Source organism: Nonomuraea salmonea (assembly GCF_042428605.1).
Classification (GTDB): domain Bacteria; phylum Actinomycetota; class Actinomycetes; order Streptosporangiales; family Streptosporangiaceae; genus Nonomuraea; species Nonomuraea salmonea.
The window spans coordinates 196218-216818 of sequence record NZ_JBHMCF010000011.1; the positions used below are offsets into that span (position 1 = coordinate 196218).

A 20601-nucleotide genomic window follows, 5' to 3' on the forward strand; every position below is an offset into this window, starting at 1 on the left:
CGTCATGACCACCGCCAGGCCCGCCCGCAGGGCGGGCCGTGGCGGCTCCATCAAATGGATGACCATTCCGGCGCTGGTGTTCTTCGTCGGGTTCGCCCTCATCCCGCTGGTAGGGGTGCTCGCCCTCAGCTTCGCGCAGTGGGACGGGCTCGGAGAGATCGGTATCGCCGGGTTCAGTAACTGGAGCGCCATCCTCGCCGATCCCGGCCTGCCGCACGCGCTGTGGATCACCTTCCTCGTCATGGCCGTCTCGTGGGCGGTGCAGACGCCCGCGAGCATCCTGATGGGGGCCTTCCTGGCCGGGCAGCAGAAGTACCGCGCGATCCTGTCGGTGGTGTTCTTCATCCCGCTGCTGCTCAGCTCCGCCGCGCTGGCGATCACCTACAAGGCGCTGCTCGACCCGAACTTCGGTCTCGGCGCCGGGCTGAACATCCCGTTCCTGGTCCAGGACTGGCTGGGCGAGCCGGTGCTCGCCTTCGGCGTAGTGATCTTCGTGGTGTCGTGGCAGTACATCCCGTTCCACTCGCTGATCTACCAGGGCGGCATCCGGCAGATCCCGCGCTCGATGTACGAGGCCGCCGAGCTCGACGGCGCGGGCCGGGTGCGCAGGTTCTTCAGCATCACGCTGCCGCAGCTCAAGTACACGATCATCACGTCGTCCACGCTGATGGTCGTCGGGTCGCTGACCCTCTTCGACCTGATCTTCGTGCTGACCGCCGGCGGCCCCGGCGACGCCACCCGGGTGCTCGCGCTCGACATGTACAAGCGCGGTTTCCAGGCCAACCTCATGGGTCCGGCCAGCGTGATCGCGGTCATCCTCGTCCTCGTCGGCCTCGGCCTGTCGCTGCTCCTGCGCCGGCTCGGCGGCCGAGACCAAAGCCACAGCCAGCTTGAAGGGGCCTGACGCATGACGACCGCCCCCACCAGGGCTCCCCAGCGCGACACCATCTCCGCCGGCCCTTCGCACCGCCGCAAGGTCGGCCGCAGCCAGGAGCGCCCCAACTGGATGGCCGGCGTGACCAGCGTCATCTGGCTGGTCATCGTCGCCGTGCCGATCTACTGGATCGTCATCACCAGCTTCAAGTCGCAGTCGAACTACTACCAGGAGAACCCGTTCGCCCCGCCGGGAGAGCCGACGCTGGCGAACTACCGCCTGGTCATCGAGTCCGACTTCATCCAGTACTTCATCAACAGCGTGATCGCGACCCTCGGCGCCGTGGTGCCGGCCGTGCTGGTCAGCTTCATGGCGGCGTACGCGATCGTGCGCGGCGGCAGAAGCAGGTCGCTGCGCTGGACGAACTCGCTGTTCCTGATGGGTCTCGCGATCCCGCTGCAGGCCGTGGTGATCCCGATCTACCTGATCATCATCCAGCTCGGCCTGTACGACTCGCTGATGGCGCTGATCCTGCCCTCGATCGCGTTCGCGATCCCGCTGTCGGTGCTCGTCCTGTCGAACTTCATCAGGGACGTGCCCAAGGAGCTGTTCGACTCCATGCGGATCGACGGCGCCTCCGAGACCGAGATGCTCTGGAAGCTGGCCTTCCCGCTCACCCGCCCCGCCGTGGTGACGGTGACGATCTACAACGCGCTGCAGATCTGGAACGGCTTCCTGCTGCCTCTGGTGCTCACCCAGAGCCCCGACAAGCGCACGCTGCCGCTGGCACTCTGGTCGTTCCAGGGCCAGTACAGCATCAACGTGCCCGCGGTGCTCGCCTCCGTCGTGCTCACCACGCTGCCCATTCTGGTGCTGTACGTGGTGGGCCGCCGCCAGCTCCTTGCCGGTCTCACCGCGGGGTTCGGCAAGTGAGCCGGCCGGCGTGCCGCCTCAGGTGCGCCATGTCCGTCTCGTAGCAGCGGTCGTCCCCGCGGGCGACGTGACCGGCGAAGGCCGCGTCGCCCGCGGCGGCCGATGCGCGGTGTCGAAGTCGATGAACGCGGCCGGCAGGCCGTCCCAGAACACACAGGTGGGGCGGCGTACGGTGCCGGCCACCTTCACCACGTGGTTGACGCCCCCGCCTGTCAAGATCTCCTCGTCCGGCGCTCCTCCCTTCTACGGGTCGTGCCGCGCACCGCACCACTGGTTTTCTGACCGGTGGTTTTATGACCGGCTTCTCGGCGGCGCGATAGAACAAAGCGCATGGACCCGGCACCGGTGGTACTCGTCGTGGACGACGAGCGCAACATCCGCGAGCTGCTGCTCGACGCCCTGGAGCTCAACGGCTTCCGTGTCCGCACGGCCGCGTCGGGCTCCCAGGCGCTGCAGAGCGTCGGCCGGCAGCGGCCCGACCTCATCCTGCTCGACGTGATGCTGCCCGACCTCGACGGCTTCGCGGTGGCGCAGCGGCTGCGGCCGGACGGCGGGGGGCCGCCGGTGCTGTTCCTGACCGCGCGCGACACGGTCGCCGACCGCATCGCGGGGCTGACGGCGGGCGGCGACGACTACGTGACGAAGCCGTTCAGCCTGGAGGAGGTGGTGCTGCGCATCCGCGCCATCCTGCGCCGCACGGGCGCGCGCGAGGCGCCCTGCGACGACGGCCTGCTCCGCTACGCCGACCTGGAGCTGGACGAGGAGACCCACGCCGTACGCCGCTCCGGCCGGCACATCCACCTGTCGCCGACGGAGTTCGCGCTGCTGCGTTACCTGATGATCAACGCCGAGCGGGTGGTGAGCAAGCCGCAGATCCTCGACCGCGTGTGGTGCCACGGCTTCGGCGCCGACAGCCGCATCGTGGAGTCGTACATCAGCTACCTCCGCCGCAAGATCGACGCCGAGGGGCGGCCGCTGATCCACACGCTGCGCGGCGTGGGCTACTCCCTGCGCGACCAGACCCTGCTGGACCGGGCCCGATGACGCGCCGGAATCCCAACATACCGATGGCCCCAACCCTCTCCGGCGAACGACCGGACCCGATGACGGACCGTTCCCTTCCCCGTGCGCGGGCGTGGCCGCTGCGGCACCGGCTGCTCGCGGCGCTGCTCGCGTTGTCGGCGGCGGCGCTGGCGGTCTTCGCGGCGGCCGGGGTGCTGCTGCTCGACCGCTCGCTGCTGGCGCGCGTGGACACCCAGCTCACCGGGTTCGCCGCGACGTTCCGCCAGGGACCGCCGCCGCCGGGCGATTCCGTGCCGCCGCCCCGGCCGCGGGGCGAGGTGGAGCTGCCCACCCTGTTCCGGGTCACCGTGTTCACCGGGTCGGGCGCGGTCGTACGGCGGCTGCCCGGCGGCGGCGACGGCCCCGACGTGTCCGCCGGCCTGCTCGCCCACCCGCCGCGCGGCCCCTTCACCGTGCCCGACATGGCGGGCGGCGCCGAGTGGCGGACCATGATCGTGCGCCTGCCCGACGGCGACAGGGCCGCCATCTCGCTCTCCCTGGAGTCCAACCGCAGCACCGTACGCCGGCTCCTGCTCATCGAGGCGGCGGCCGGCGTCCTCGTGCTGGCGCTGCTGGGCGCGGTGGCGCTGGCCGTGGTCCGCCTCGGCCTGCGCCCGCTCACCCGCATGGAACGCACGGCCACCGCCATCGCGGCGGGCGAGCTGGACCGGCGGGTCTCCGACAGCGACCCGCGCACCGAGACGGGCCGGCTGGGCCGGGCGCTGAACGTCATGCTCGGCCGCCTGGGCGAGGCCCTGCACCAGCGCGAACGCTCCGAGCAGCGCCTGCGCCGCTTCCTCGCCGACGCCTCGCACGAGCTGCGCACCCCGCTCACCTCCATCAGGGGGTACGCCGAGCTGTACCGGCACGGCCGGCCCGGCCCCGATCCCGTCGTGGCCCGCATCCTCGGCCGCATCGAAGGGGAAGCCGAGCGGATGGGCGTCCTGGTGGAGGACCTGCTGCTGCTCGCCCGTCTGGACGAGGAGCGCGCCCTGGACCTTACGGAGGTGGACCTGCACGTCATCGCGGCCGACGTGGTGCACGCGGCGCGGGCGCGTGACCCCGGCCGTGCGGTGGAGCTGGTCCTGGGCGACGATCCGGTACGGGTGACCGGCGACGAGCACCGCCTGCACCGCGTCCTCGCCAACCTGGTCGGCAACGCCCTCACCCACACCCCGGAAGGCACCACCGTCCACGTCCTCCTCGGCAACCGGGATCCCGGCGATCACGGCACGGCGGCCGCCCGGGCCGGAGGTGATGACATGCGGGGGCCGGACGCCGGCGATCGCCCCGCAGCGGCGGTCACCTGGGCGGGGGCCGAGGAGGTGCGGGGGCCGGTGGCCGTGGTCGAGGTGTGCGACGACGGGCCGGGGATCGATCCCGGGCACCTGCCGCACGTCTTCGACCGCTTCTACCGCGCCGACCCCGCCCGCTCCCGCGAGAGCGGCAGCACCGGCCTGGGGCTAGCCATCGCGGCGGCGCTGGTGGCCGCGCACGACGGCCGCATCGAGGCGCGCAGCGCGCCGGGCCACGGCACCGCGTTCCGTGTCCTGCTGCCCGTGGAGGGCCCGCCGGGTCAGCCCGAGCGGCGCACCATCTCCTCGATCCAGACGGGCGCGTAAGGGGACGTGCAGCCCGGCGAGGTCGGGTAGTCCTTCAGCACCTCCAGGCGCTCGCCGATGGCGACGGCGCGGGCGCGGTGCCCGGGGTGGTCGATGCCGATCTGGGCCAGGCAGTGGTTCATCGCCCACTGGAGGCGTTCATGGGCGTCCTTCATCTCCGCCTCGATGACGTCCAGCAGCCCCGCCAGGTCGAGACCCTCAGGCTTCCTGGACACCCGTTCGACGGTCAGCGCCCAGCCCGCGCTCGCCACCACCGGGTGGGGGTCGGCGAACCAGGCCACCCGCAGCCCCTCGGCGTGCGGGCTCTTCTTCACCACGTAGTTGACCAGCCAGTCCTGCACCTTGGGCGTGCGGGCCTCGCGCAGCATGCGGTCCAGCTCGTCCGCCTCGAACGCCTTCGGCCGGCAGACCAGCAGCGCCAGCAGCCGCGCCGCGCTGTCACCCGTCTCCCACAGCTCGCGGGCGAGGTCCTGCCGTGTCTTGAGCCGCTTGGCGATGGCGCGCAGCTTGCCCAGGTTCACGGCGTGGTCGTCGCCGTGCCGCTCGTTCACCTCGCGGATCTTCGGGTCCGCGAGTGCGGCCAGCTCGGCCATCACCTCTGCCAGCTCGTCGGCCGGTGTCCCGGTCGTCGCCGTCTCGGCCACGTCCACCTCCCTGTCGGGCTTCAGCGTAAGCGGGAGTTCACACACTATTCCCAGCTTGTTGCGATCCCATATGGACTGACACGGAAGGAGAGACATGCTGCGCAGATTCCGCAGGCGTACCATCTCCGCAGATCAGCCCGCCGCCCCAAGCTCTCCCCCAAGCGAGGCGGGGCACGCCCTGCGCGCTCCCAGCAGGCTGCACGCGTTCAACCGGTACGAGATCAAGTACCTGGTCGACGCCGCCACGGCCGGCGAGCTGCGGGCCGAGATGGAGCGCCTGCTCGACCGCGACGAGCACAGCGGCGAGAACGGCTACGGCATCTGGAGCGTCTACTACGACACCCGGGCGCTGCGCTTCTACTGGGAGAAGATCGAGGGCCTGAAGTTCCGCAGGAAGCTGCGGATCCGCCACTACGGCGACCGGTTCCAGGTCACCGGCGACACCCCGGTCTTCGTGGAGATCAAGCAGCGGGTCAACCGGGTCACGCAGAAGCGGCGGGTGCGGCTGCCGTACCGGGACGCCGTCGCGCTGTGCGACGGGCGCGCGATGGTCGCGCACGGGCCGTCCGAGCGGGCCTTCCTGGAGGAGGTGCTCGACCTGGTCTGCCGCCTCGACCTGCGGGCGACCGCGATGACCGGCTACCAGCGGCACGCGTACGTGGGCCGCGGTGCCGACGTGGGCCTGCGGGTGACCTTCGACCAGCGGGTACGCGGGCGTGACAGGGACTTCCACCTGGGCGCCGACGCCGAGAACCGGTTCATCGTCCCGCCCGGCAAAGTGATCATGGAGGTCAAGGCCGACGAGCGGGTGCCGTACTGGCTGACCGACCTCACCGCCGAGCGGAACCTCCAGGTGGTCCGGGTCTCCAAGTACTGCCAGAGCGTGGAGGCGTACGGGCGGGCGCCCCGCTCCCTGTTCCACATCCCCGGCCACGACCTGGACCCCTCCAACGGCCGCCCGCCGGCCATGACCACCGCCAAGGAGGCGTGACCCCCCGTGGACTTCTCGTTCCAGGACCTGTCCGGCACGTTCAGCGTCGCCGACATCGCGATCGCGATGTCCCTGTCGTTCGTGCTCAGCGCCATGATCGGCTGGGTCTACCGGGCGACCCACCGCAACGTCTCCTACAGCCAGTCGTACGTGCAGACGCTGGTCATCCTCGGCATGCTGATCTCGCTCATCATGCTCGTGGTCGGCTCGAACATCGCCCGCGCCTTCGCCCTGGTCGGCGCGCTGTCGGTGGTGCGGTTCCGCAACGCGATCAAGGAGACCAGGGACGTCGGGTTCATCTTCCTGGTGATGGGCGTCGGGATGGCCGTAGGCACCCGGTTCTACCTGCTGGCCGTGGTCGCCGCCGTGGCGATCTCGCTGATCATCATGATCATGCACCGGTTCAGCTGGTTCCAGCTGAACGTGCGGCGGCAGGTCGTCAAGGTGCAGGTGCCGTCCGACGACGACTACACGCACGCTATCCAGGACGTGCTGGTCCGGCACACCGACGAGTTCGAGCTGGTCAGCATGGAGTCGATCAGGGCCGGAGCGCTCATCGAGCTGATGTACACGGTCAAGATCAAGAAGGGCAGCGAGCCCTCGGACGTGATCGCCGCGCTGCGCGAGCGCAACCACGGCCAGAACGTCACGGTCCTGACCGGGTACGACCAGACCGACCTGTGAGGGCCCCGTCATGGCACTCAGGCACCGCATCCCCGTCAAACTCCGGCAGAACTGGAAGCTGGTCGCGCTGTGCGCGGTGTTCCTGGTGGCGTGCTGGGGGGTGTTCGGCAGCGGGACCATCCGCCCGTACGTCACCACCTCCGGCACCGTTCAGGCCGGCACCGTCGTCCAGAACCTCACCGGCACCCGCGAGCTGTTCGACGCGGCCACGCCGCACGAGGTGACGCTCACGTTCCGGGACGAGGGCTACCAGGACATGCTGACCGAGTACTTCAAGGACGGCGACAAGAAGTACGTCGAGGCGGATCTCACCATCGACGGGACACGGATCCCGAGCGTGGGGATCCGGCTCAAGGGCAACTCGACCTTGCAGGGGTTCACCTGGAAGGGACAGTCCAGGCCGCGCGTCCGGCCGGGCGGCGGCGGACCGCCGGAGGGCTTCCGGCCCCCGGCCGACGGCCGCCCTCCGGGGAACGCGCAGCCCCCGGGGAACGGACAGCGACCCGGCAACGCGCAGCCCCCTGGAAACGGGCAGCCGCCCGGGGTGGGACGGCCGCCGGGCGGCGGGCGGGCCGGCTTCGGGCAGCTCAAGGCCGAGGAGCCGGAGAACCTGCCGTGGCTGATCAGCTTCGACGAGTTCGTGGCGGGCCGCCGCTATCAGGGCCACAGCCAGATCGCCGTACGCCCGGCCGCGCAGCAGTCCTCGACCCTGCTCAACGAGGCGCTGGCCATCGCCATGGTGGGGGCGGCCGGCGAACCGACCCAGCGCACGACCTACTCCTCCTTCTCCGTCAACGGCCGGGCGTCCAGGCCGCGGCTGCTCGTCGAGTATTTGGACGAGGGGTACGCCGAGCGGCTCGGTGACGGCGTGCTGTACAAGTCGCTGGCCTCCAGCAGCTTCACCTACCAGGGCGAGGACCAGACCGCGTACGTCGACGACTTCAAGCAGGTCAACCTGAAGGGCGAACGGGACCTGCAGCCGGTCATCGGCTTCATCAAGTGGGTGGAGGAGGCGTCGGACGAGGAGTTCGCGAAGGGCCTGGCCGAGCGGCTGGACGTCGAGTCGTTCGCCCGCTACGCCGCCCTGCAGAACCTGCTGCTGAACTTCGACGACATGTCCGGGCCCGGCCGCAACTACTACCTCTGGTACGACCTCGGCACCAGCAAGTTCCGCGTGATCAGCTGGGACCTCAACTTCGCGTTCAGCGGCGACGCCACGGCCGGCCCGGAGGAGACGATCAGCCGGGGCTTCGGCGCCCGCCCGCGACGAGCGGCCCAGCGCGATCAGCAGGCCCAGCCGCCCGCCGGGGGCGGGCCACGGATGATGGGACACGCGCTGAAGGACCGCTTCTTGAAGGACGCCGGCTTCAAGAAGCTCTATGAGCGCGAGTACGCCACCCTGTACCGGGAGCTCCTGGCCGGCGGCACCGCCACGAAGCTGCTGGACGAGGCGCTGGCGGCGTACGGGCGGAATGCCGGAGCCGACACCGCGAGGGCGACCAGGGAGGCGACCGAGGAGGCGACCGAGGAGGCGACCAAGGAGGCGACCGCCCTCCGCGAAACCCTCCAGACCCGCACCAAGGCCCTGAGCTCCCTGGCCTCCTGAGCCCCTTCGCCGTCCACCGGCCTGGAACCGGTGGACGGCGGGCGCGGTCAGCGGCGGGCGCGGAAGGCGACGGCGGTGGTCGAGGTGATCGCCGTCACCAGGACGACGGTGAGCAGGACGCTGCTCAACGGGTTGCGCCGCCGCTCCGCCGGCTCGGCCCGGATGACGTGCGACCGCGAGGACGGCGTCGGGGACGGCGTGGGAGTGGGCGTGGGCGTGAGCGTCGGCGTGGGCGGCAGGACCACCTCAGCCGGTACGAGCGGCGGCACGCCCCGCTGCACCTGCCGGAGCCGCCCGCGCGGACACTCCCCCAGCTGGACGTCACCCGCGCACAGCCCGTCCGGATAGACGGTCACCTGAGGCACCGTCACCTTGGGCGCGGCATGCCGCTTCGCGTCCGGCATCGCGATCGACACCCTGGGCCGAGGCGAACTCTGCACCCACACCCGCGGCACCCGCACGTCCCGCCCGACTCTGACCCGTTTGGGCGGCGCCGGCGCCCGCACGGACACCTTGGGCACGGGCCGCGGCTTGGGCACCGCACGAGGCTTGGGCACCGCGCCGGGCTTGGGCACCGGCCGCTGCTTGACGACCGGCCGAGCCGGCTTACGAGGCGCCGGCACCCGCCCCGGCTCCGTCACACGAGCCGCCATCCGCACCCGCCGCGAGGCCACCCGCACCACCCCTGCCCGCCCACCACCGGACTGCGCGCGCGCCGATCCCGCCACGCCCCACGCCGCCGCCATCGGCACGTGCGACGCGACCGGCGCGTACCGCGACAGCTGCTGTGCGCTGGGCGGGAGCGGTGCCGCGGCCGGAGTGTGCGCCTGGTGAGCGGCCCGGTCGGCTGCGGTCAGCGCGCCACGTCGCGGAGGAGGGCCGAGGTCGGTGGTGGCGGGGCCGGTGACCGTGACGGTGATCAGGGCGGTGGCCAGCAGGAGCGGGCCGCGCCTTGCTCCCACGGTCACACCTTTCCGGTGATCCGGGCGAACTCGTCCAGGGCTCCCCTGAACGCCTCCGGCCCCACGGCCAGGGGTCCGTCGAAGGCGCGGGAGATGTCCCACGTCAGGTACGTGCCGAACCCGATGAGCGCGGCGGTCGCCACCAGCGGCAGGATCGCGAGCCCGCGCGGCCTGGCACCGGCGAGGAACGGGAAGATGACGACCAGCACCCCGGTGAGGACGGTCAGGAAGAGCAGGCCGTCCGGGGGCCGGGCGGCGGCGTCGGCGGTGCGCTGGGCGCGGGCGGTGGAGATGGCGCGGAGGTGTTCGAGCACCTGCGCCTTGGCGTCCTCCTCGTCGTCGTTGGCCGCCGGCAGCGCGGTGACGCGGGCGCGGAGGTCGTCCATGCGCTCGGCCCCGACGGGGTGCATGCGGCCCTCCTTCATCAGCGGCCACTCGTCCCTGACCACGAACGCCACATATTCCCGCAGCGACCTGCGCACCTCTTCGGAGGCGCTGCCGGGCAGCTCGGCGGCGGCCCAGTAGGCGTCGACGGCGGCCTGGCTCTCGGCGTGGGTGTTGAGCCTCGCGGCGTCGGCCGTCGTCCAGGGGACGATGATCGCGATGGCGAACACCAGCAGGAACATCGCCGACAGCATCGCCCCGGCGTGCGCGGCGGACGGGCCGCTCGGATCACGATCCTCGCCTGCTCTCTTGACCCGTCTGAACACCAGCGCGGTGAGCGCCACCGCGCCCACCGCCGCCAAGATCGAGAGCGTGTACGCCATGAAGATCTCCCGGACCTCTTTCGGATACGCAGTGTCACATTACTATCACACAGTGCAATGTTGGCGTCAGGCGCTCAAAGGTAAAGTCCCGGGCAAGCCCATACCTCCGGCGAGCCGCCGCGAAGATCACTACGTTAAGGGACCCAGAGCCCTACCCGGGGTAATCCCTGGGCTGGACCCTGAGGCGCAATCGTACGGAAAATCGCAATATGTGAGCGTCCCCCGTGGGAGGGGCGCGGGTGAGGACGTCCAGGCCGTTCGCGGAGGGACGGCCGGTGTTCTCGCCGGCGCAGGGGATGGTGCCCGCAGGACCCCGATGGAGCAGTTGCCACGTCGCAGCGCCGGTCCTCGCCAGACCGGCACCGGGTCCCCGCGGTCACTCCGGGGCGGTCGCCGCACGTAGCCATGCGCCACCGCCCCGGACCCACACCGCCTCCCGCACCACCCCACCACCCGGAGGGCAGCCGGAGGCGCATGCGCCGCGTACCGCCTTCCATGACGCGCCACCGTCTGAGGGCGGGTGGACTAGCCGTGTGGCGGCGCGGTGGAGAGGCGGTGGCGGACTGGACGGATTGCCGGGAAGTTGACGTGATGTCTCACAAGATGTCCAGCCGAATGATGAAATTTCGGGATTGTCGGGACCATGGACCGCGTGAATCTCAACGGTCGTAAATTCGTCATGGTCAGCTCGACGGCGAGCAAGGTCAACCCCGATGGTCCCACACGGTTCGAGTACTGGGAGGACGACGGGCTCGTGTGGGGCAGCTACACCGGCGACACCGTGACGCAGGGCCGCTTCGTGGGGACGCGCGACGGCGCCGAGGTGACGATCTCCTACGTGCACGCCCTGGTGGCCGGCGGCAAGGCGGCGGGGAAGAGCACCAGCCGCATCGAGACCGGCGACGACGGACGGCTGCGGCTGGTGGAGGAGTTCAGCTTCGAGGGCGACGACACGCCGCACGTCAGCGTCTGCGCCGAGCTCCCCTGACCGTCCGGAAGCCGGGGTGAGCTCCCAGGGAGGGGCGGCTCACCCCGGCGAGCCAGCGAGGTCAGGTGTCCTTGCGGAGGGCGGCGCGGCCCTCGGCGGCGCCGACGAAGCGCATCTTGCCCAGCGGCACGTCGCCCTGGGTCTCCGGGGTGGGGCGGCGCTGGGCGCGGGCGGCCTGGTCGCGGTCGCTGGGCAGCACGTACGGCCGCTTGAGCACCTCGTCCAGGATGAACACCGTCTCGGTGGCCTTGACGGCCGGGATGTTGGCGAGCCGGTCGGTCACCATGGTGTGCACGGCGGCCACGTCGGAGACCCGCACCTGGATCATCGCGTCGTGCTGCCCGGTGGTGATCGCGCAGTACTCGACCTCCGGCATCCGCGCCAGCTCGGCCCTGAACTGCTTCCACATCTGCTGCCGTACGGTGACGAAGATGAGCGCGGTGATGCCGAGCCCGGTCCTGACGTGGTCGATCTCGGCGGTGAAGCGCTTGATGGCGCCGTCGGCGCGCAGCGCCTCGAAGCGGGTGTAGGCGTTGGCGCGGGAGATGCCGACGCGTTCGGCGAGGGCGGCGACGGAGATGCGGCCGTTCTCCCTGAGCACCTCGAGGATCTTCATGTGGATCTCGTCCAGCTCGAGACCGATTCCGATCCGTCCAGGTTGACCGCCACCCGTGGCACCATTTCTGGAAATTTCACTCATCATTACCTCACCGCTCTTTATATCCGTCTCGCCGACCGCACGGAGCCTGGACGTTCTGCCGCACAATCCTCGACATCCTTCTGCCGAACGTCCAACCTTGGAGGACCTACATGGCGACCCGCTCGCAGACGGCGGCTGTGCTGCTCGCCGGTGCACTCGCCCTCGCCGCCTGCGGAAGCGGCGGCACGACTCCCACCTCCGGGGCATCGGGTGCCGCCGGGGGCAAGACCCTCGTCATCGACACCTCCTTCGACCTGAAGACCGCTGACCCCGGCCGCACGTACGAGCCGACGGGGCTCATCGTGGGCAAGGCGATCTATGAGACGCTGCTGACGTTCGACGGGGCCGACGTGACCAAGCCGGTGCCGGCGCTGGCCGAGTCGTACGAGCTGTCGGAGGACGGCAAGACGCTGACGCTCAAGCTGAAGCAGGGGGCCACGTTCGCCGACGGGTCTCCGCTGACGGCCGACGACGTGGTGTTCTCGCTCACGCGGGTGCGTGACATGAAGGGTACGCCGTCGTTCCTGCTGGACGGCGTCGAGGTGGCCAAGGAGGGCGACTCGACGATCACGCTGACGTCGAAGACGCCGAACCCGGCGCTGCCGTACATCCTGCCGAACCCGGCGCTCGGCATCATCAACAGCAAGGTCGCCAAGGAGCACGGCGCCACCACGGACCCGCAGGACAAGGCCGAGCAGTACCTCAACTCGACGTCGGCCGGGTCGGGCCCGTACGAGATCGAGTCGTTCAACGTCAGCAGCCAGGTCACGCTGAAGGCGAACCCCAAGTACCACGGCACGAAGCCCGCCTACGACAAGGTCGTCATCCGCAACGTCGAGGCCGCCACCCAGAAGCTGAACGTGCAGCGCGGCGACAGCCAGGTGGCGCTCAACCTGTCGGGCGACCAGGTCACCGGCATGCCGCCGACGCTGCAGGTGAAGAAGACGCCCTCGGCGAACGTGCTCTTCCTGCTCGCCAACCAGGACTCCGCGGTCAGCAAGACCACCACGAACCCGAAGTTCGTCGAGGCCGTGCGCAAGGGCGTGGACTACGCGGGCCTGCTCGAGCTGGCCGGCGAGGGCTCGACGCAGGCGCCGGGCATCATCCCGTCGCAGCTGCTCGGCGCGCTGCCGCCCGACCAGGGCGCCAAGCGGGACGTCGAGGGCGCCAAGGCGGCGCTGGCCGAGAGCGGGCTGTCGAACCCGACCGTGAAGCTGGAGTACCCGAGCGAGCTGACCGTGAACGGCCTGTCGTTCCAGCCGCTGGCCGAGCGCATCCAGGCCAACCTCAAGGAGGTCGGCATCACGGTGGACCTGCAGCCCGCGCCGGTCACGACGGCACTGGACAACTACCGCAACGGCAAGGAGGAGATGGGGCTGTGGTACTGGGGCCCCGACTACCCCGACCCGAGCGACTACCTGGCGTTCCTGCCCGGCAAGACCGTGGGGCTGCGGGCCGGCTGGAAGGAGGGGGCGTCGAAGGAGCTGGAGTCCGCCGGTGAGCAGGCCGCCGCGGCCATCGGCGACGACGCCCGCAAGGCCGCGTACGTGGACGTCCAGACGAAGCTGAACGCCTCGGGGCCGTTCGTCCCGCTGATCCAGCCGAGCCAGAACATCGTGACGGCCGCGTCGGTGACCGGGCTCGAGTACCACCCGGTGTGGACGGTGGACGTCGCCGACCTCGGCGTGAAGTAGGGGACGTCCCAAGTGTCGGAGACCCAGGAACCGGCGGCGGGCCGGCCCGCCGCCGGCCCGGCCCAGAAGAAGGCGGGGCGGCGGGGCGGGCATCCGCTGGTGCGGTTCCTCGTGCGGCGCGTGCTGCTGGCCGTGCTCATGGCGTGGGGCATCACGCTGGTGACGTTCGTGCTGACGAACCTCGTCCCCGGCGACCCCGTGGCCGCGAACCTCGGCCAGCGCGCGCTCGGTGACCCCGCCATCGTGGCGCAGTGGCGGGCCGAGCACGGGCTGGACAAGCCGCTGTGGCAGCAGTACCTGATCCACCTGCAGGGCCTGGTCCAGGGCGACCTGGGCACGAGCCAGCAGAGCCACCGCCCGGTGGCGCAGGACCTGGCGGAGTTCGTGCCGGCGACGCTGGAGCTGGCCGGCGCGGCGATCCTGGTCTCGCTGGTGCTGGGCGTGGCGTTCGGGGTGGTGGCGGCGCTGCGCAGGGACCGGCTGTCGGACCACGCGCTGCGGGTGCTGAGCCTGATCGGCATCTCGGTGCCGACGTTCTGGCTGGCGCTGGTGGCGTTCTACGTCTTCTTCTACCGGCTGCAGATCACGCCGGGCAGCGGCCGCGTGGACGCCGCGCTCGGCTCCGCGCCGCCGGTGACGGGCCTGCAGACGGTGGACGCGCTGCTGGCCGGCCGCTGGGACATCTTCACCTCCGCCGTCGGCCACCTGGTCACGCCGGCGCTGGTGCTGGCGCTCTACACGATCGGGCTGCTGACCCGCTTCACCCGCTCGGCGGTGCTGGAGGTGCTGGGCCAGGACTACGTGCGCGCGGCCAGGGCGAAGGGCCTGCCCGGACGGACGATCCTGTTCCGTTACGTGCTGCGCTCCGCCCTCGTGCCCGTCATCACGGTCGCGGGCCTGGCGTTCGGCAGCCTGCTGTCCGGCACGGTGCTGGTGGAGGCCATCTTCGCCTGGCCGGGCATCGGCCAGTACGCCTACAAGAGCGCCACCACCCTCGACCTGCCCGCCGTGATGGGCGTCGGCCTGGTCGTCGGCGTGGTGTACCTGGTCATCAACCTGATCGTGGACGTCCTGTACGGCGTCATCGATCCCCGAGTGAGGCTGCAATGAGACGGCGGGACCCCCTGGCCCGCAGGGGGCTGCTGCGGCGGCTGCCCGAGGCGTGGCGGCAGCCGCTGGCCGTGGTCGGCGCGGTGCTGGCGGTGGCCTGGCTGGTGATCGCGCTGGCGGCGCCCGCGCTGGCGCCGCACGACCCGCTGGCGCAGGAGCTGCCGCGGCTGGCCGCCCCCGGGCCCGGCCACTGGTTCGGCACCGACCAGCTCGGCCGCGACATCCTGAGCCGGGTCATGTACGGGGCGCGCGTGTCGATCCCGCTGACGCTGCTGCTGGTGGTGCTGTCCGTGCTGATCGGCGGGCTGCTGGGCGCGTGCGCCGGCTACTTCGGCCGCTGGGTGGACGAGACGATCATGCGGGTGGCGGACCTGGTGTTCGCGTTCCCGACGGTGATCCTGGCCATGGTGGTGGCCGCGGCGCTGGGCGCGAGCCTGACGAACGCGGTGCTGGCCGTGCTGGTCGTGGCCTGGCCGGCGTACGCGCGGGTGACGCGCGGGCTGGTGCTGGGCGTGCGGGAGCGGGAGTTCGTGCTGAGCGGGCGGCTGCTGGGCTTCTCGGTGTGGCGTTCGCTGCGGGTGGACGTGCTGCCGAACGTGACCGGCCCCGTCCTGGTGCTCGCCACCCTCGACATCGGCACGGCGCTGCTGCTGCTCTCGGGCCTGTCGTTCCTCGGCCTCGGCGCCAAGCCGCCGTCGCCCGAGTGGGGGGCGATGGTGGCGTCGGGCGTGGAGGTGTTCGACAGCTGGTGGGTGGCGACGTTCCCCGGCCTGGCGATCCTGACCGTGGTGCTGGCGTTCAACTTCCTCGGTGACACGCTGCGCGACGCCCTCGACCCCCGTACGGCCCGCGCGATCAAGGAGCGTGCCCTGTGACGCTGGACATCGCGGACCTGAAGGTGAGGATCGGCGGCAAGGACGTGCTGCGCGGCGTGGACCTGCGGCTGGCGGCCGGCAAGGTGCACGGGCTGGCCGGCGAGAGCGGCTCGGGCAAGACGATGACCGGGCTCGCCGTGCTCGGCCTGCTGCCGCACGGCGCCAAGGCGTCGGGGGCCATCACGCTCGGCGAGCGCGACCTGCTGCGGCTGCCGCCCAAGGAGCTGAACCGGGTGCGCGGCGGCGAGGTCGCCATGGTCTTCCAGGACCCGGCGACCAGCCTGCACCCGATGCTGACCATCGGCACGCAGCTCACCGAGCACATGCGGCACCACCTGCGGCTGGGCAAGGCCGAGGCGAAGGAGCGGGCGGTCGAGCTGCTCGGCAAGGTCCGCATCCCCGGCCCCGCCGAGGCGTACGGGCGCTTCCCGCACCAGTTCTCCGGCGGGATGCGGCAGCGCATCGCGATCGCCATCGCGCTGGCCTGCTCCCCGAAGGTGCTGATCGCCGACGAGCCGACCACGGCGCTGGACGTCACCGTGCAGGCCGGCGTGCTGCGGCTGCTGCGCGGGCTCTGCGACGAGCTGGGGCTCGCCGTGCTGCTGGTGACGCACGACCTGGGCGTCATGTCGGCGGTGGCCGACGAGGTGAGCGTGATGAAGGACGGCCTGGTGGTGGAGTCGGGCCCGCGCGGGCGCGTGCTGCGCGAGCCCGGGCACGCCTACACGCGCTCGCTGCTGGACTCGCTGCCCGACACGGAGGTGCGCTGAGCATGCTGACCATCGACGACCTGGTGGTGGAGCACCGCTCGCCCGGGCGTCCCGTGGTGCGGGCCGTCGCGGGGGCCAGCCTGGAGGTGCGGCCCGGCGAGGTGGTCGGGCTCGTCGGGGAGTCCGGCTGCGGCAAGTCGACGCTGGCCCGGGCGGTCTGCGGGCTGAACCCGGTGACGGCCGGGTCCATCGCGTTCGAAGGCGAGCCGGTGACGCCGCTCGGGCTGCGGCGCAGGAAGCTGACCGGCATCCAGATGGTGTTCCAGGATCCGTACGCGTCCCTGAACCCCCGGCGCCGGGTGGGCGACCAGATCGCCGACGGGCTGCGCACCTCGGGCGACACCTCCACGACGCCCGCCGACCTGCTCGAACGCGTCGGGCTGCCGCGCGACTTCGCCGGGCGGCATCCGCACGAGTTCTCCGGCGGGCAGCGGCAGCGCATCGCCATCGCCAGGGCTTTGGCCGCGCGGCCCCGGCTGCTCATCGGGGACGAGCCGATCTCCGCGCTGGACGCCTCCGCGCAGGCGCAGGTGGCTCGGCTCATGCGGGACCTCGCCGTGTCGTCGGGGGCCGGGCTGCTGTTCATCAGCCACGACCTGTCGGTGGTACGGCTGATCGCGGACCGGATCGCGGTCATGTACCTCGGCAAGATCGTCGAGGTGGGCGACACGGCCGAGGTGTGGGCGCGGCCGCGGCATCCGTACACCGAGGCGCTGCTGGGCGCCATCCCCAAACCGGACGGTCTCGGCGTCCTGCCCGCCGAGCTGCCCGGCGACGTCCCTGACCCCGCCTTCCCGCCGTCGGGCTGCCGCTTCAACCCGCGCTGCCCCTCGGTGATGGACGTGTGCCGCGAGAAGGAGCCGGCCTTCGGCCCGGTCGCCTGCTGGCTCCACGAGCCCAAGTGACCCCGCCACCCCCTGATCCCCTCGGTGCGGACCTCACGCCGGATGAGCGTCCCGGGCCGGAGGGTGCGCCGAAGGGTGCGGCGGCGATGGGCGCGCCCGGGCTCGCTGGACCGGGGGACGGCCCCGCGATCGGGCCTCTGGTGGGGCCTCTGGTGGGGCCTCTGGCGGTTTCGGTGGCCTCGCGGGTGGTCGCGGTGCGGGAGCGGATGGTGGCGGATGGGGTGGATGCGCTGATTTTGCGGCCCTCGCCCGATTACCGGTTCCTGGGGGGCGGTGAGGGGGCGTTCCTCGTGGTGACGGCCGAGGTGGTGGCCGAGACGGACGATCCCGCCTCGGTGGTGCCCTCAGGGGCGCGGCGGGTCGGGGTGGACGCCGAGATGCGGGTGCGGGAGCTGTTCGGGCTGGCGATCGAGGCGGAGTTCGTACCGGCCTCGACGGTGCTGGCGCCGCTGCGGCTGTGCAAGGAGCCGGGCGAGGTGGCCGCCATCAGGCGGGCCGTCGCGGCGGCGGAGGGCGTGCTGGCGGGGGCGCGGGAGCTGTCCTGGTTCGGGGCGACCGAGCGGGAGATGGCAAAGCGGCTGGGGCTGCTGCTGGTCGAGTCGGGGTGCGAGGACGTGGCGGCGCTGCGGGTCGCGGCGGGAGAGCACACGGCCAGGCCCTCGCACGTGCCAGGCGACCGCGTCATCAACCCTGGGGACGCGGTGACCGTGTCGGTGTGCGGGCGGTGGGGCGGTTACTGCGCGGAGGCGGCCCGAGTGTTCGTGGTGGCCGAGCCGCCGGAGGACTTCGACGCGATGTACTCGGTGGTGCCGGCGGCGTACCGGGCGGGGCTGGCCGCCGTACGTCCCGGCGTCCCGATGTCGGAGGTGGCCAGGGCGGTCACGGAGGTGATCGACGGCAGCGGCTACGGCCGCTACGCCTCCCCGCAGGTCGCCCACGGCATCGGCCTCGGCCCCGACGAGGGCCCCCGCCCCGGCGAGGACACCGTCCTGTCCGCGGGCATGACGTTCTGCCTGGAGCCGGCGATCCACGTACCGGACCTGTTCGGCGCCCGCCTGGCCGACGTCATCGCCTGCACGGAGTCAGGCGCCCTCCCCCTGGGCTCCCTCCCCCACACCCTCCACACCCTCGACCACTGACGCCACCACCCCACGAGCCCGAAAGGGTAGGCGTGGCCCACCCCACCCCAAAGGACACGAGCCCGTGAGGCGGGAAAGCCTCCAAAGACGCAAGCACCCGAAAGGTGGGGGTCTCCACCCCACCCCCGAAGGACACGAGCCCGTCCGACGGGAGAGCCTCCGTAGGGCGGGAGCGTCAGAGGGGGTGGGGTTCTCGGGGTTGGGGGAAAGGGCTGGACTAGGCTGGTGCGGCGATCAGTTGGGGGCGTTCGTGGACCAGTTCGTGCTGCTCATGCTGGTGCTCCTGGGGGCGCTGCTCATGGTGCCGCTGGGTGACCGCCTGGGCCTGCCGCCGCCCGTCCTCATGACGTTGCTGGGCATCGTGATGGCCGTCCTGCCTTTCGTCCCGAACGTGGACGTACCGCCCGGCATCGTGCTGCCCCTCCTGCTGCCCCCGCTCCTGTACGCGGCCGTCCAGCGCACCTCGTGGCGCCAGTTCGCGGCCAACTGGCAGCCGATCTTCCTGCTCGCGGTGGCGCTGGTGTTCGTGACGACGGCGGCCGTGGCGGGGGTGGCGCACGCGCTGGTGCCGGGGCTGCCGCTGGCCGCGGCGGTCGCGCTGGGCGCGCTGGTGGCCCCGCCGGACCCGGTGGCGGCGACGGCGGTGGCGGGCCGGCTGGGGCTGCCCAGGCGCATGGTGTCGCTGCTGGAGGGCGAGGGCCTGTTCAACGACGTGACGGCGATCGTGCTGTACCACGTGGCGATCGCGGCGGTGGTGACGGGCACGTTCTCGTGGCCGGGGGCGCTGACCGAGTTCGTGCTGTCGGCGGTGGTGGCCGTCATCGTGGGGCTGGCGCTGGGCTGGCTGGGCGGGCGGCTGATGGCGTGGCTGGGCGACGCGACGCTGCAGGTGGGGGTGTCGCTGCTGGTGCCGTTCGTGTCGTACGCGCTGGCCGACCAGCTGCACGGCTCTGGCGTGCTGGCCGTGCTGACGACGTCGTTCTACCTGAGCGAGCGCATGTCGGACGCCGACGACGTGCTGGGCAGGTTCGCCTCGGCGACGTTCTGGCAGGTCGTGGACACGCTGGTGACCGGGGTGGCGTTCGGGCTGATCGGGCTGGAGCTGCACGCGGTGCTCGGCACGGTGCACGGGCGGCTGGGCGAGTTGCTGTGGTGGAGCGCCGCCGTGGTGGGCGTGGTGGTCTTCGTACGGCTGGTGTGGCTGCTGCCGGCGGCCTGGCTGGCGAAGAAGGCGCGCGGCCCTGGCCATGAGGACACCGAGATCCCGCTGAGCTGGCGGGAGACGGTGGTGATGTGGTGGGCCGGCATGCGCGGAGTGGCGTCGGTGGCGCTGGCGCTGGCCATCCCGCTGGAGACGGAGGACGGCGCGTTCCCGCAGCGTCCCGTCATCGTGTTCATCGCGTTCGCGGTCATCCTGACGACGCTGATCGTGCAAGGCCTGTCGCTGCCGTGGCTGGTGGGCAAGCTGGGCGTGAAGGCGGACACGGCGGCGGAGCGGGAGCTGGAGAAGCGGCTGGCGGTGGCGGCGGCGAAGGCGGCCAAGCGGCGGCTGCGCGAGATCGACGAGGCCGAGGACCTGCCGGAGGAGGTGATGGAGGTGCTGAACCGACGCCTGCTGGACATGGGGGTGCGGCTCAGCCCTGAGGCCGCCGACGAGGAGCGGCGCGAGGCGTACGAGCAGCGGGTCCGCCGGATCAGGCTGATGCGCCGGGTGCAGGGCGAGATGATGTCGGCGGCCCGCCAGGTCGTGCTGGACGCCCGCCGCGACCCCGCGGCGGACCCGGCGATCATCTCCCGCATCCTGCGCCGGCTCGACGCCCGCAGCCTGCGCTGACAGCCACGGCATGACGGCGTGTGATGGTTCGCGGCGAAGGTAGTCATGGAGCATGCTGCACATCGGCACGTGGAAGCCCGCTGTGTCGCCTGTCCCCCCGGCCGGTGCGCCGGCTGACGTCGTGGTCTGCGGGTGGCATGACGGCGGCCCGCCGCCCTGTGCCACCAGGGTCAAGATCATTTACGCGCTCGACGGGCCGGTGCCGGAGTTCCCCGGGCTGCTGGTGGGGCGGCCGGTCGCGCGGGGGGCCGAGGAGATCGCCGAGCTGCTGCTGCAGGGGGCCGACGTGGTGCTCACCGCGCCGGCCGGTTCTCCGGCGGCCGTTACCGTACGCCGGAGGTGACGGTGCCGCTGGAGTCCGTACGCCTGAGCCAGGAGGCGCCGAGCAGGATCGGCATCGCCTTGCACGCGGAGGCGGCCCCCTGAGCCGCGCTGAGACCG

The 20601-nt window shown here is 71.7% G+C and carries 21 protein-coding genes; 16 read left to right on the plus strand and 5 right to left on the minus strand.

Annotated elements, in window-relative coordinates; all coding sequences use genetic code 11:
• The first annotated feature begins 4 nt into the window (after positions 1 to 4).
• Entirely contained in the window at positions 5 to 904 is a 900-nt protein-coding gene (locus ACFFR3_RS11400; RefSeq protein WP_364384858.1) for a carbohydrate ABC transporter permease, read from the plus strand.
• Between the two features lie 3 nt (positions 905 to 907).
• The gene (locus ACFFR3_RS11405; RefSeq protein ID WP_364384855.1) at positions 908 to 1807 is read left to right on the plus strand and encodes a carbohydrate ABC transporter permease; all 900 of its coding nucleotides are present in this window, start codon (positions 908 to 910) and stop codon (positions 1805 to 1807) included.
• 18 nt (positions 1808 to 1825) lie between these two features.
• Here ACFFR3_RS11405 and ACFFR3_RS11410 read toward each other — a convergent pair whose 3' ends face one another.
• On the minus strand, positions 1826 to 2023 hold the full coding sequence (locus ACFFR3_RS11410) for a hypothetical protein (protein ID WP_364384852.1): 198 nt from the start codon (positions 2021 to 2023) through the stop codon (positions 1826 to 1828).
• Between the two features lie 114 nt (positions 2024 to 2137).
• Here ACFFR3_RS11410 and ACFFR3_RS11415 point away from each other — a divergent pair, with 114 nt between their 5' ends.
• Both ACFFR3_RS11415 and ACFFR3_RS11420 read left to right on the plus strand, forming a co-directional pair.
• Positions 2138 to 2851, plus strand: coding sequence for a response regulator transcription factor (locus ACFFR3_RS11415; RefSeq protein WP_345403202.1), 714 nt, complete (start codon positions 2138 to 2140; stop codon positions 2849 to 2851).
• Between the two features lie 59 nt (positions 2852 to 2910).
• Positions 2911 to 4491 carry a sensor histidine kinase gene (locus tag ACFFR3_RS11420; RefSeq protein WP_379483072.1) on the plus strand — a complete coding sequence of 527 codons (1581 nt, stop codon included), beginning with the start codon at positions 2911 to 2913 and terminating at the stop codon, positions 4489 to 4491.
• Here the strand turns inward: ACFFR3_RS11420 and ACFFR3_RS11425 are convergent.
• Positions 4446 to 5084, minus strand: coding sequence for a DNA alkylation repair protein (locus ACFFR3_RS11425; RefSeq protein WP_379483376.1), 639 nt, complete (start codon positions 5082 to 5084; stop codon positions 4446 to 4448). The two genes, ACFFR3_RS11420 and ACFFR3_RS11425, sit on opposite strands and share 46 nt — an antisense overlap.
• A gap of 145 nt (positions 5085 to 5229) precedes the next feature.
• Between ACFFR3_RS11425 and ACFFR3_RS11430 the strand changes: the two genes are divergently transcribed.
• From ACFFR3_RS11430 to ACFFR3_RS11440, 3 genes are read left to right on the plus strand one after another with little or no spacing between them, the layout of a single operon-like run.
• A complete protein-coding gene (locus ACFFR3_RS11430) occupies positions 5230 to 6126 on the plus strand; it encodes a polyphosphate polymerase domain-containing protein (RefSeq protein ID WP_345403190.1) in 897 nt (298 codons plus the stop codon).
• 6 nt (positions 6127 to 6132) lie between these two features.
• Positions 6133 to 6810 (plus strand): DUF4956 domain-containing protein, encoded by a 678-nt coding sequence (locus tag ACFFR3_RS11435; protein WP_345403187.1) that lies wholly within the window; start codon positions 6133 to 6135, stop codon positions 6808 to 6810.
• A 10-nt stretch (positions 6811 to 6820) separates the two neighbouring features.
• Positions 6821 to 8416, plus strand: a complete 1596-nt coding sequence (locus ACFFR3_RS11440) for a CotH kinase family protein (protein ID WP_345403184.1) — start codon at positions 6821 to 6823, stop codon at positions 8414 to 8416.
• A 47-nt stretch (positions 8417 to 8463) separates the two neighbouring features.
• On the opposite strand, the gene ACFFR3_RS11445 is transcribed toward ACFFR3_RS11440, so the two are convergent.
• Both ACFFR3_RS11445 and ACFFR3_RS11450 read right to left on the minus strand, forming a co-directional pair.
• Complete coding sequence (locus ACFFR3_RS11445; protein WP_345403181.1) at positions 8464 to 9378, minus strand: hypothetical protein; 915 nt, start codon at positions 9376 to 9378, stop codon at positions 8464 to 8466.
• A 2-nt stretch (positions 9379 to 9380) separates the two neighbouring features.
• Positions 9381 to 10145 (minus strand): bestrophin-like domain, encoded by a 765-nt coding sequence (locus ACFFR3_RS11450; protein WP_345403178.1) that lies wholly within the window; start codon positions 10143 to 10145, stop codon positions 9381 to 9383.
• Positions 10146 to 10788: 643 nt separating this feature from the next.
• Here ACFFR3_RS11450 and ACFFR3_RS11455 point away from each other — a divergent pair.
• Positions 10789 to 11133, plus strand: coding sequence for an avidin-fold protein (locus ACFFR3_RS11455; RefSeq protein WP_364384831.1), 345 nt, complete (start codon positions 10789 to 10791; stop codon positions 11131 to 11133).
• A 61-nt stretch (positions 11134 to 11194) separates the two neighbouring features.
• On the opposite strand, the gene ACFFR3_RS11460 is transcribed toward ACFFR3_RS11455, so the two are convergent.
• On the minus strand, positions 11195 to 11836 hold the full coding sequence (locus ACFFR3_RS11460) for an Lrp/AsnC family transcriptional regulator (protein WP_379483073.1): 642 nt from the start codon (positions 11834 to 11836) through the stop codon (positions 11195 to 11197).
• Positions 11837 to 11943: 107 nt separating this feature from the next.
• Here ACFFR3_RS11460 and ACFFR3_RS11465 point away from each other — a divergent pair, with 107 nt between their 5' ends.
• The 8 genes from ACFFR3_RS11465 to ACFFR3_RS11500 all read left to right on the plus strand — a co-directional run bounded on the left by ACFFR3_RS11465 (position 11944) and on the right by ACFFR3_RS11500 (position 20503).
• Entirely contained in the window at positions 11944 to 13527 is a 1584-nt protein-coding gene (locus ACFFR3_RS11465) for an ABC transporter substrate-binding protein (RefSeq protein ID WP_345403172.1), read from the plus strand.
• A gap of 12 nt (positions 13528 to 13539) precedes the next feature.
• Entirely contained in the window at positions 13540 to 14637 is a 1098-nt protein-coding gene (locus ACFFR3_RS11470; protein ID WP_345403169.1) for an ABC transporter permease, read from the plus strand.
• Positions 14634 to 15512, plus strand: coding sequence for an ABC transporter permease (locus ACFFR3_RS11475; protein ID WP_355423046.1), 879 nt, complete (start codon positions 14634 to 14636; stop codon positions 15510 to 15512). Before ACFFR3_RS11470 ends, ACFFR3_RS11475 begins: the two co-directional genes overlap by 4 nt.
• Positions 15509 to 16282 (plus strand): ABC transporter ATP-binding protein, encoded by a 774-nt coding sequence (locus tag ACFFR3_RS11480; protein WP_379483074.1) that lies wholly within the window; start codon positions 15509 to 15511, stop codon positions 16280 to 16282. Before ACFFR3_RS11475 ends, ACFFR3_RS11480 begins: the two co-directional genes overlap by 4 nt.
• Before the next feature lie 2 nt (positions 16283 to 16284).
• Positions 16285 to 17187, plus strand: a complete 903-nt coding sequence (locus tag ACFFR3_RS11485; RefSeq protein ID WP_355423052.1) for an ABC transporter ATP-binding protein — start codon at positions 16285 to 16287, stop codon at positions 17185 to 17187.
• A 221-nt stretch (positions 17188 to 17408) separates the two neighbouring features.
• Positions 17409 to 18326 carry a M24 family metallopeptidase gene (locus ACFFR3_RS11490; RefSeq protein ID WP_379483075.1) on the plus strand — a complete coding sequence of 306 codons (918 nt, stop codon included), beginning with the start codon at positions 17409 to 17411 and terminating at the stop codon, positions 18324 to 18326.
• Positions 18327 to 18576: 250 nt separating this feature from the next.
• Positions 18577 to 20160 (plus strand): Na+/H+ antiporter, encoded by a 1584-nt coding sequence (locus ACFFR3_RS11495; RefSeq protein ID WP_364377185.1) that lies wholly within the window; start codon positions 18577 to 18579, stop codon positions 20158 to 20160.
• A 52-nt stretch (positions 20161 to 20212) separates the two neighbouring features.
• A complete protein-coding gene (locus tag ACFFR3_RS11500; protein ID WP_379483076.1) occupies positions 20213 to 20503 on the plus strand; it encodes a hypothetical protein in 291 nt (96 codons plus the stop codon).
• Positions 20504 to 20601: the final 98 nt, after the last annotated feature.

What these genes read in the sequence shown, in the direction of transcription:
- ACFFR3_RS11400 (WP_364384858.1), top strand. Translation starts at nt 5, where the DNA reads ATGACCACCGCCAGGCCCGCCCGCAGGGCGGGCCGTGGCGGCTCCATC.
- ACFFR3_RS11405 (WP_364384855.1), top strand. Translation starts at nt 908, where the DNA reads ATGACGACCGCCCCCACCAGGGCTCCCCAGCGCGACACCATCTCCGCC.
- ACFFR3_RS11415 (WP_345403202.1), top strand. Translation starts at nt 2,138, where the DNA reads ATGGACCCGGCACCGGTGGTACTCGTCGTGGACGACGAGCGCAACATC.
- ACFFR3_RS11420 (WP_379483072.1), top strand. Translation starts at nt 2,911, where the DNA reads ATGACGGACCGTTCCCTTCCCCGTGCGCGGGCGTGGCCGCTGCGGCAC.
- ACFFR3_RS11425 (WP_379483376.1), bottom strand. Translation starts at nt 5,084, where the DNA reads ATGGCCGAGCTGGCCGCACTCGCGGACCCGAAGATCCGCGAGGTGAAC.
- ACFFR3_RS11430 (WP_345403190.1), top strand. Translation starts at nt 5,230, where the DNA reads ATGCTGCGCAGATTCCGCAGGCGTACCATCTCCGCAGATCAGCCCGCC.
- ACFFR3_RS11440 (WP_345403184.1), top strand. Translation starts at nt 6,821, where the DNA reads ATGGCACTCAGGCACCGCATCCCCGTCAAACTCCGGCAGAACTGGAAG.
- ACFFR3_RS11450 (WP_345403178.1), bottom strand. Translation starts at nt 10,145, where the DNA reads ATGGCGTACACGCTCTCGATCTTGGCGGCGGTGGGCGCGGTGGCGCTC.
- ACFFR3_RS11455 (WP_364384831.1), top strand. Translation starts at nt 10,789, where the DNA reads ATGGACCGCGTGAATCTCAACGGTCGTAAATTCGTCATGGTCAGCTCG.
- ACFFR3_RS11460 (WP_379483073.1), bottom strand. Translation starts at nt 11,836, where the DNA reads ATGATGAGTGAAATTTCCAGAAATGGTGCCACGGGTGGCGGTCAACCT.
- ACFFR3_RS11465 (WP_345403172.1), top strand. Translation starts at nt 11,944, where the DNA reads ATGGCGACCCGCTCGCAGACGGCGGCTGTGCTGCTCGCCGGTGCACTC.
- ACFFR3_RS11475 (WP_355423046.1), top strand. Translation starts at nt 14,634, where the DNA reads ATGAGACGGCGGGACCCCCTGGCCCGCAGGGGGCTGCTGCGGCGGCTG.
- ACFFR3_RS11485 (WP_355423052.1), top strand. Translation starts at nt 16,285, where the DNA reads ATGCTGACCATCGACGACCTGGTGGTGGAGCACCGCTCGCCCGGGCGT.
- ACFFR3_RS11500 (WP_379483076.1), top strand. Translation starts at nt 20,213, where the DNA reads ATGCTGCACATCGGCACGTGGAAGCCCGCTGTGTCGCCTGTCCCCCCG.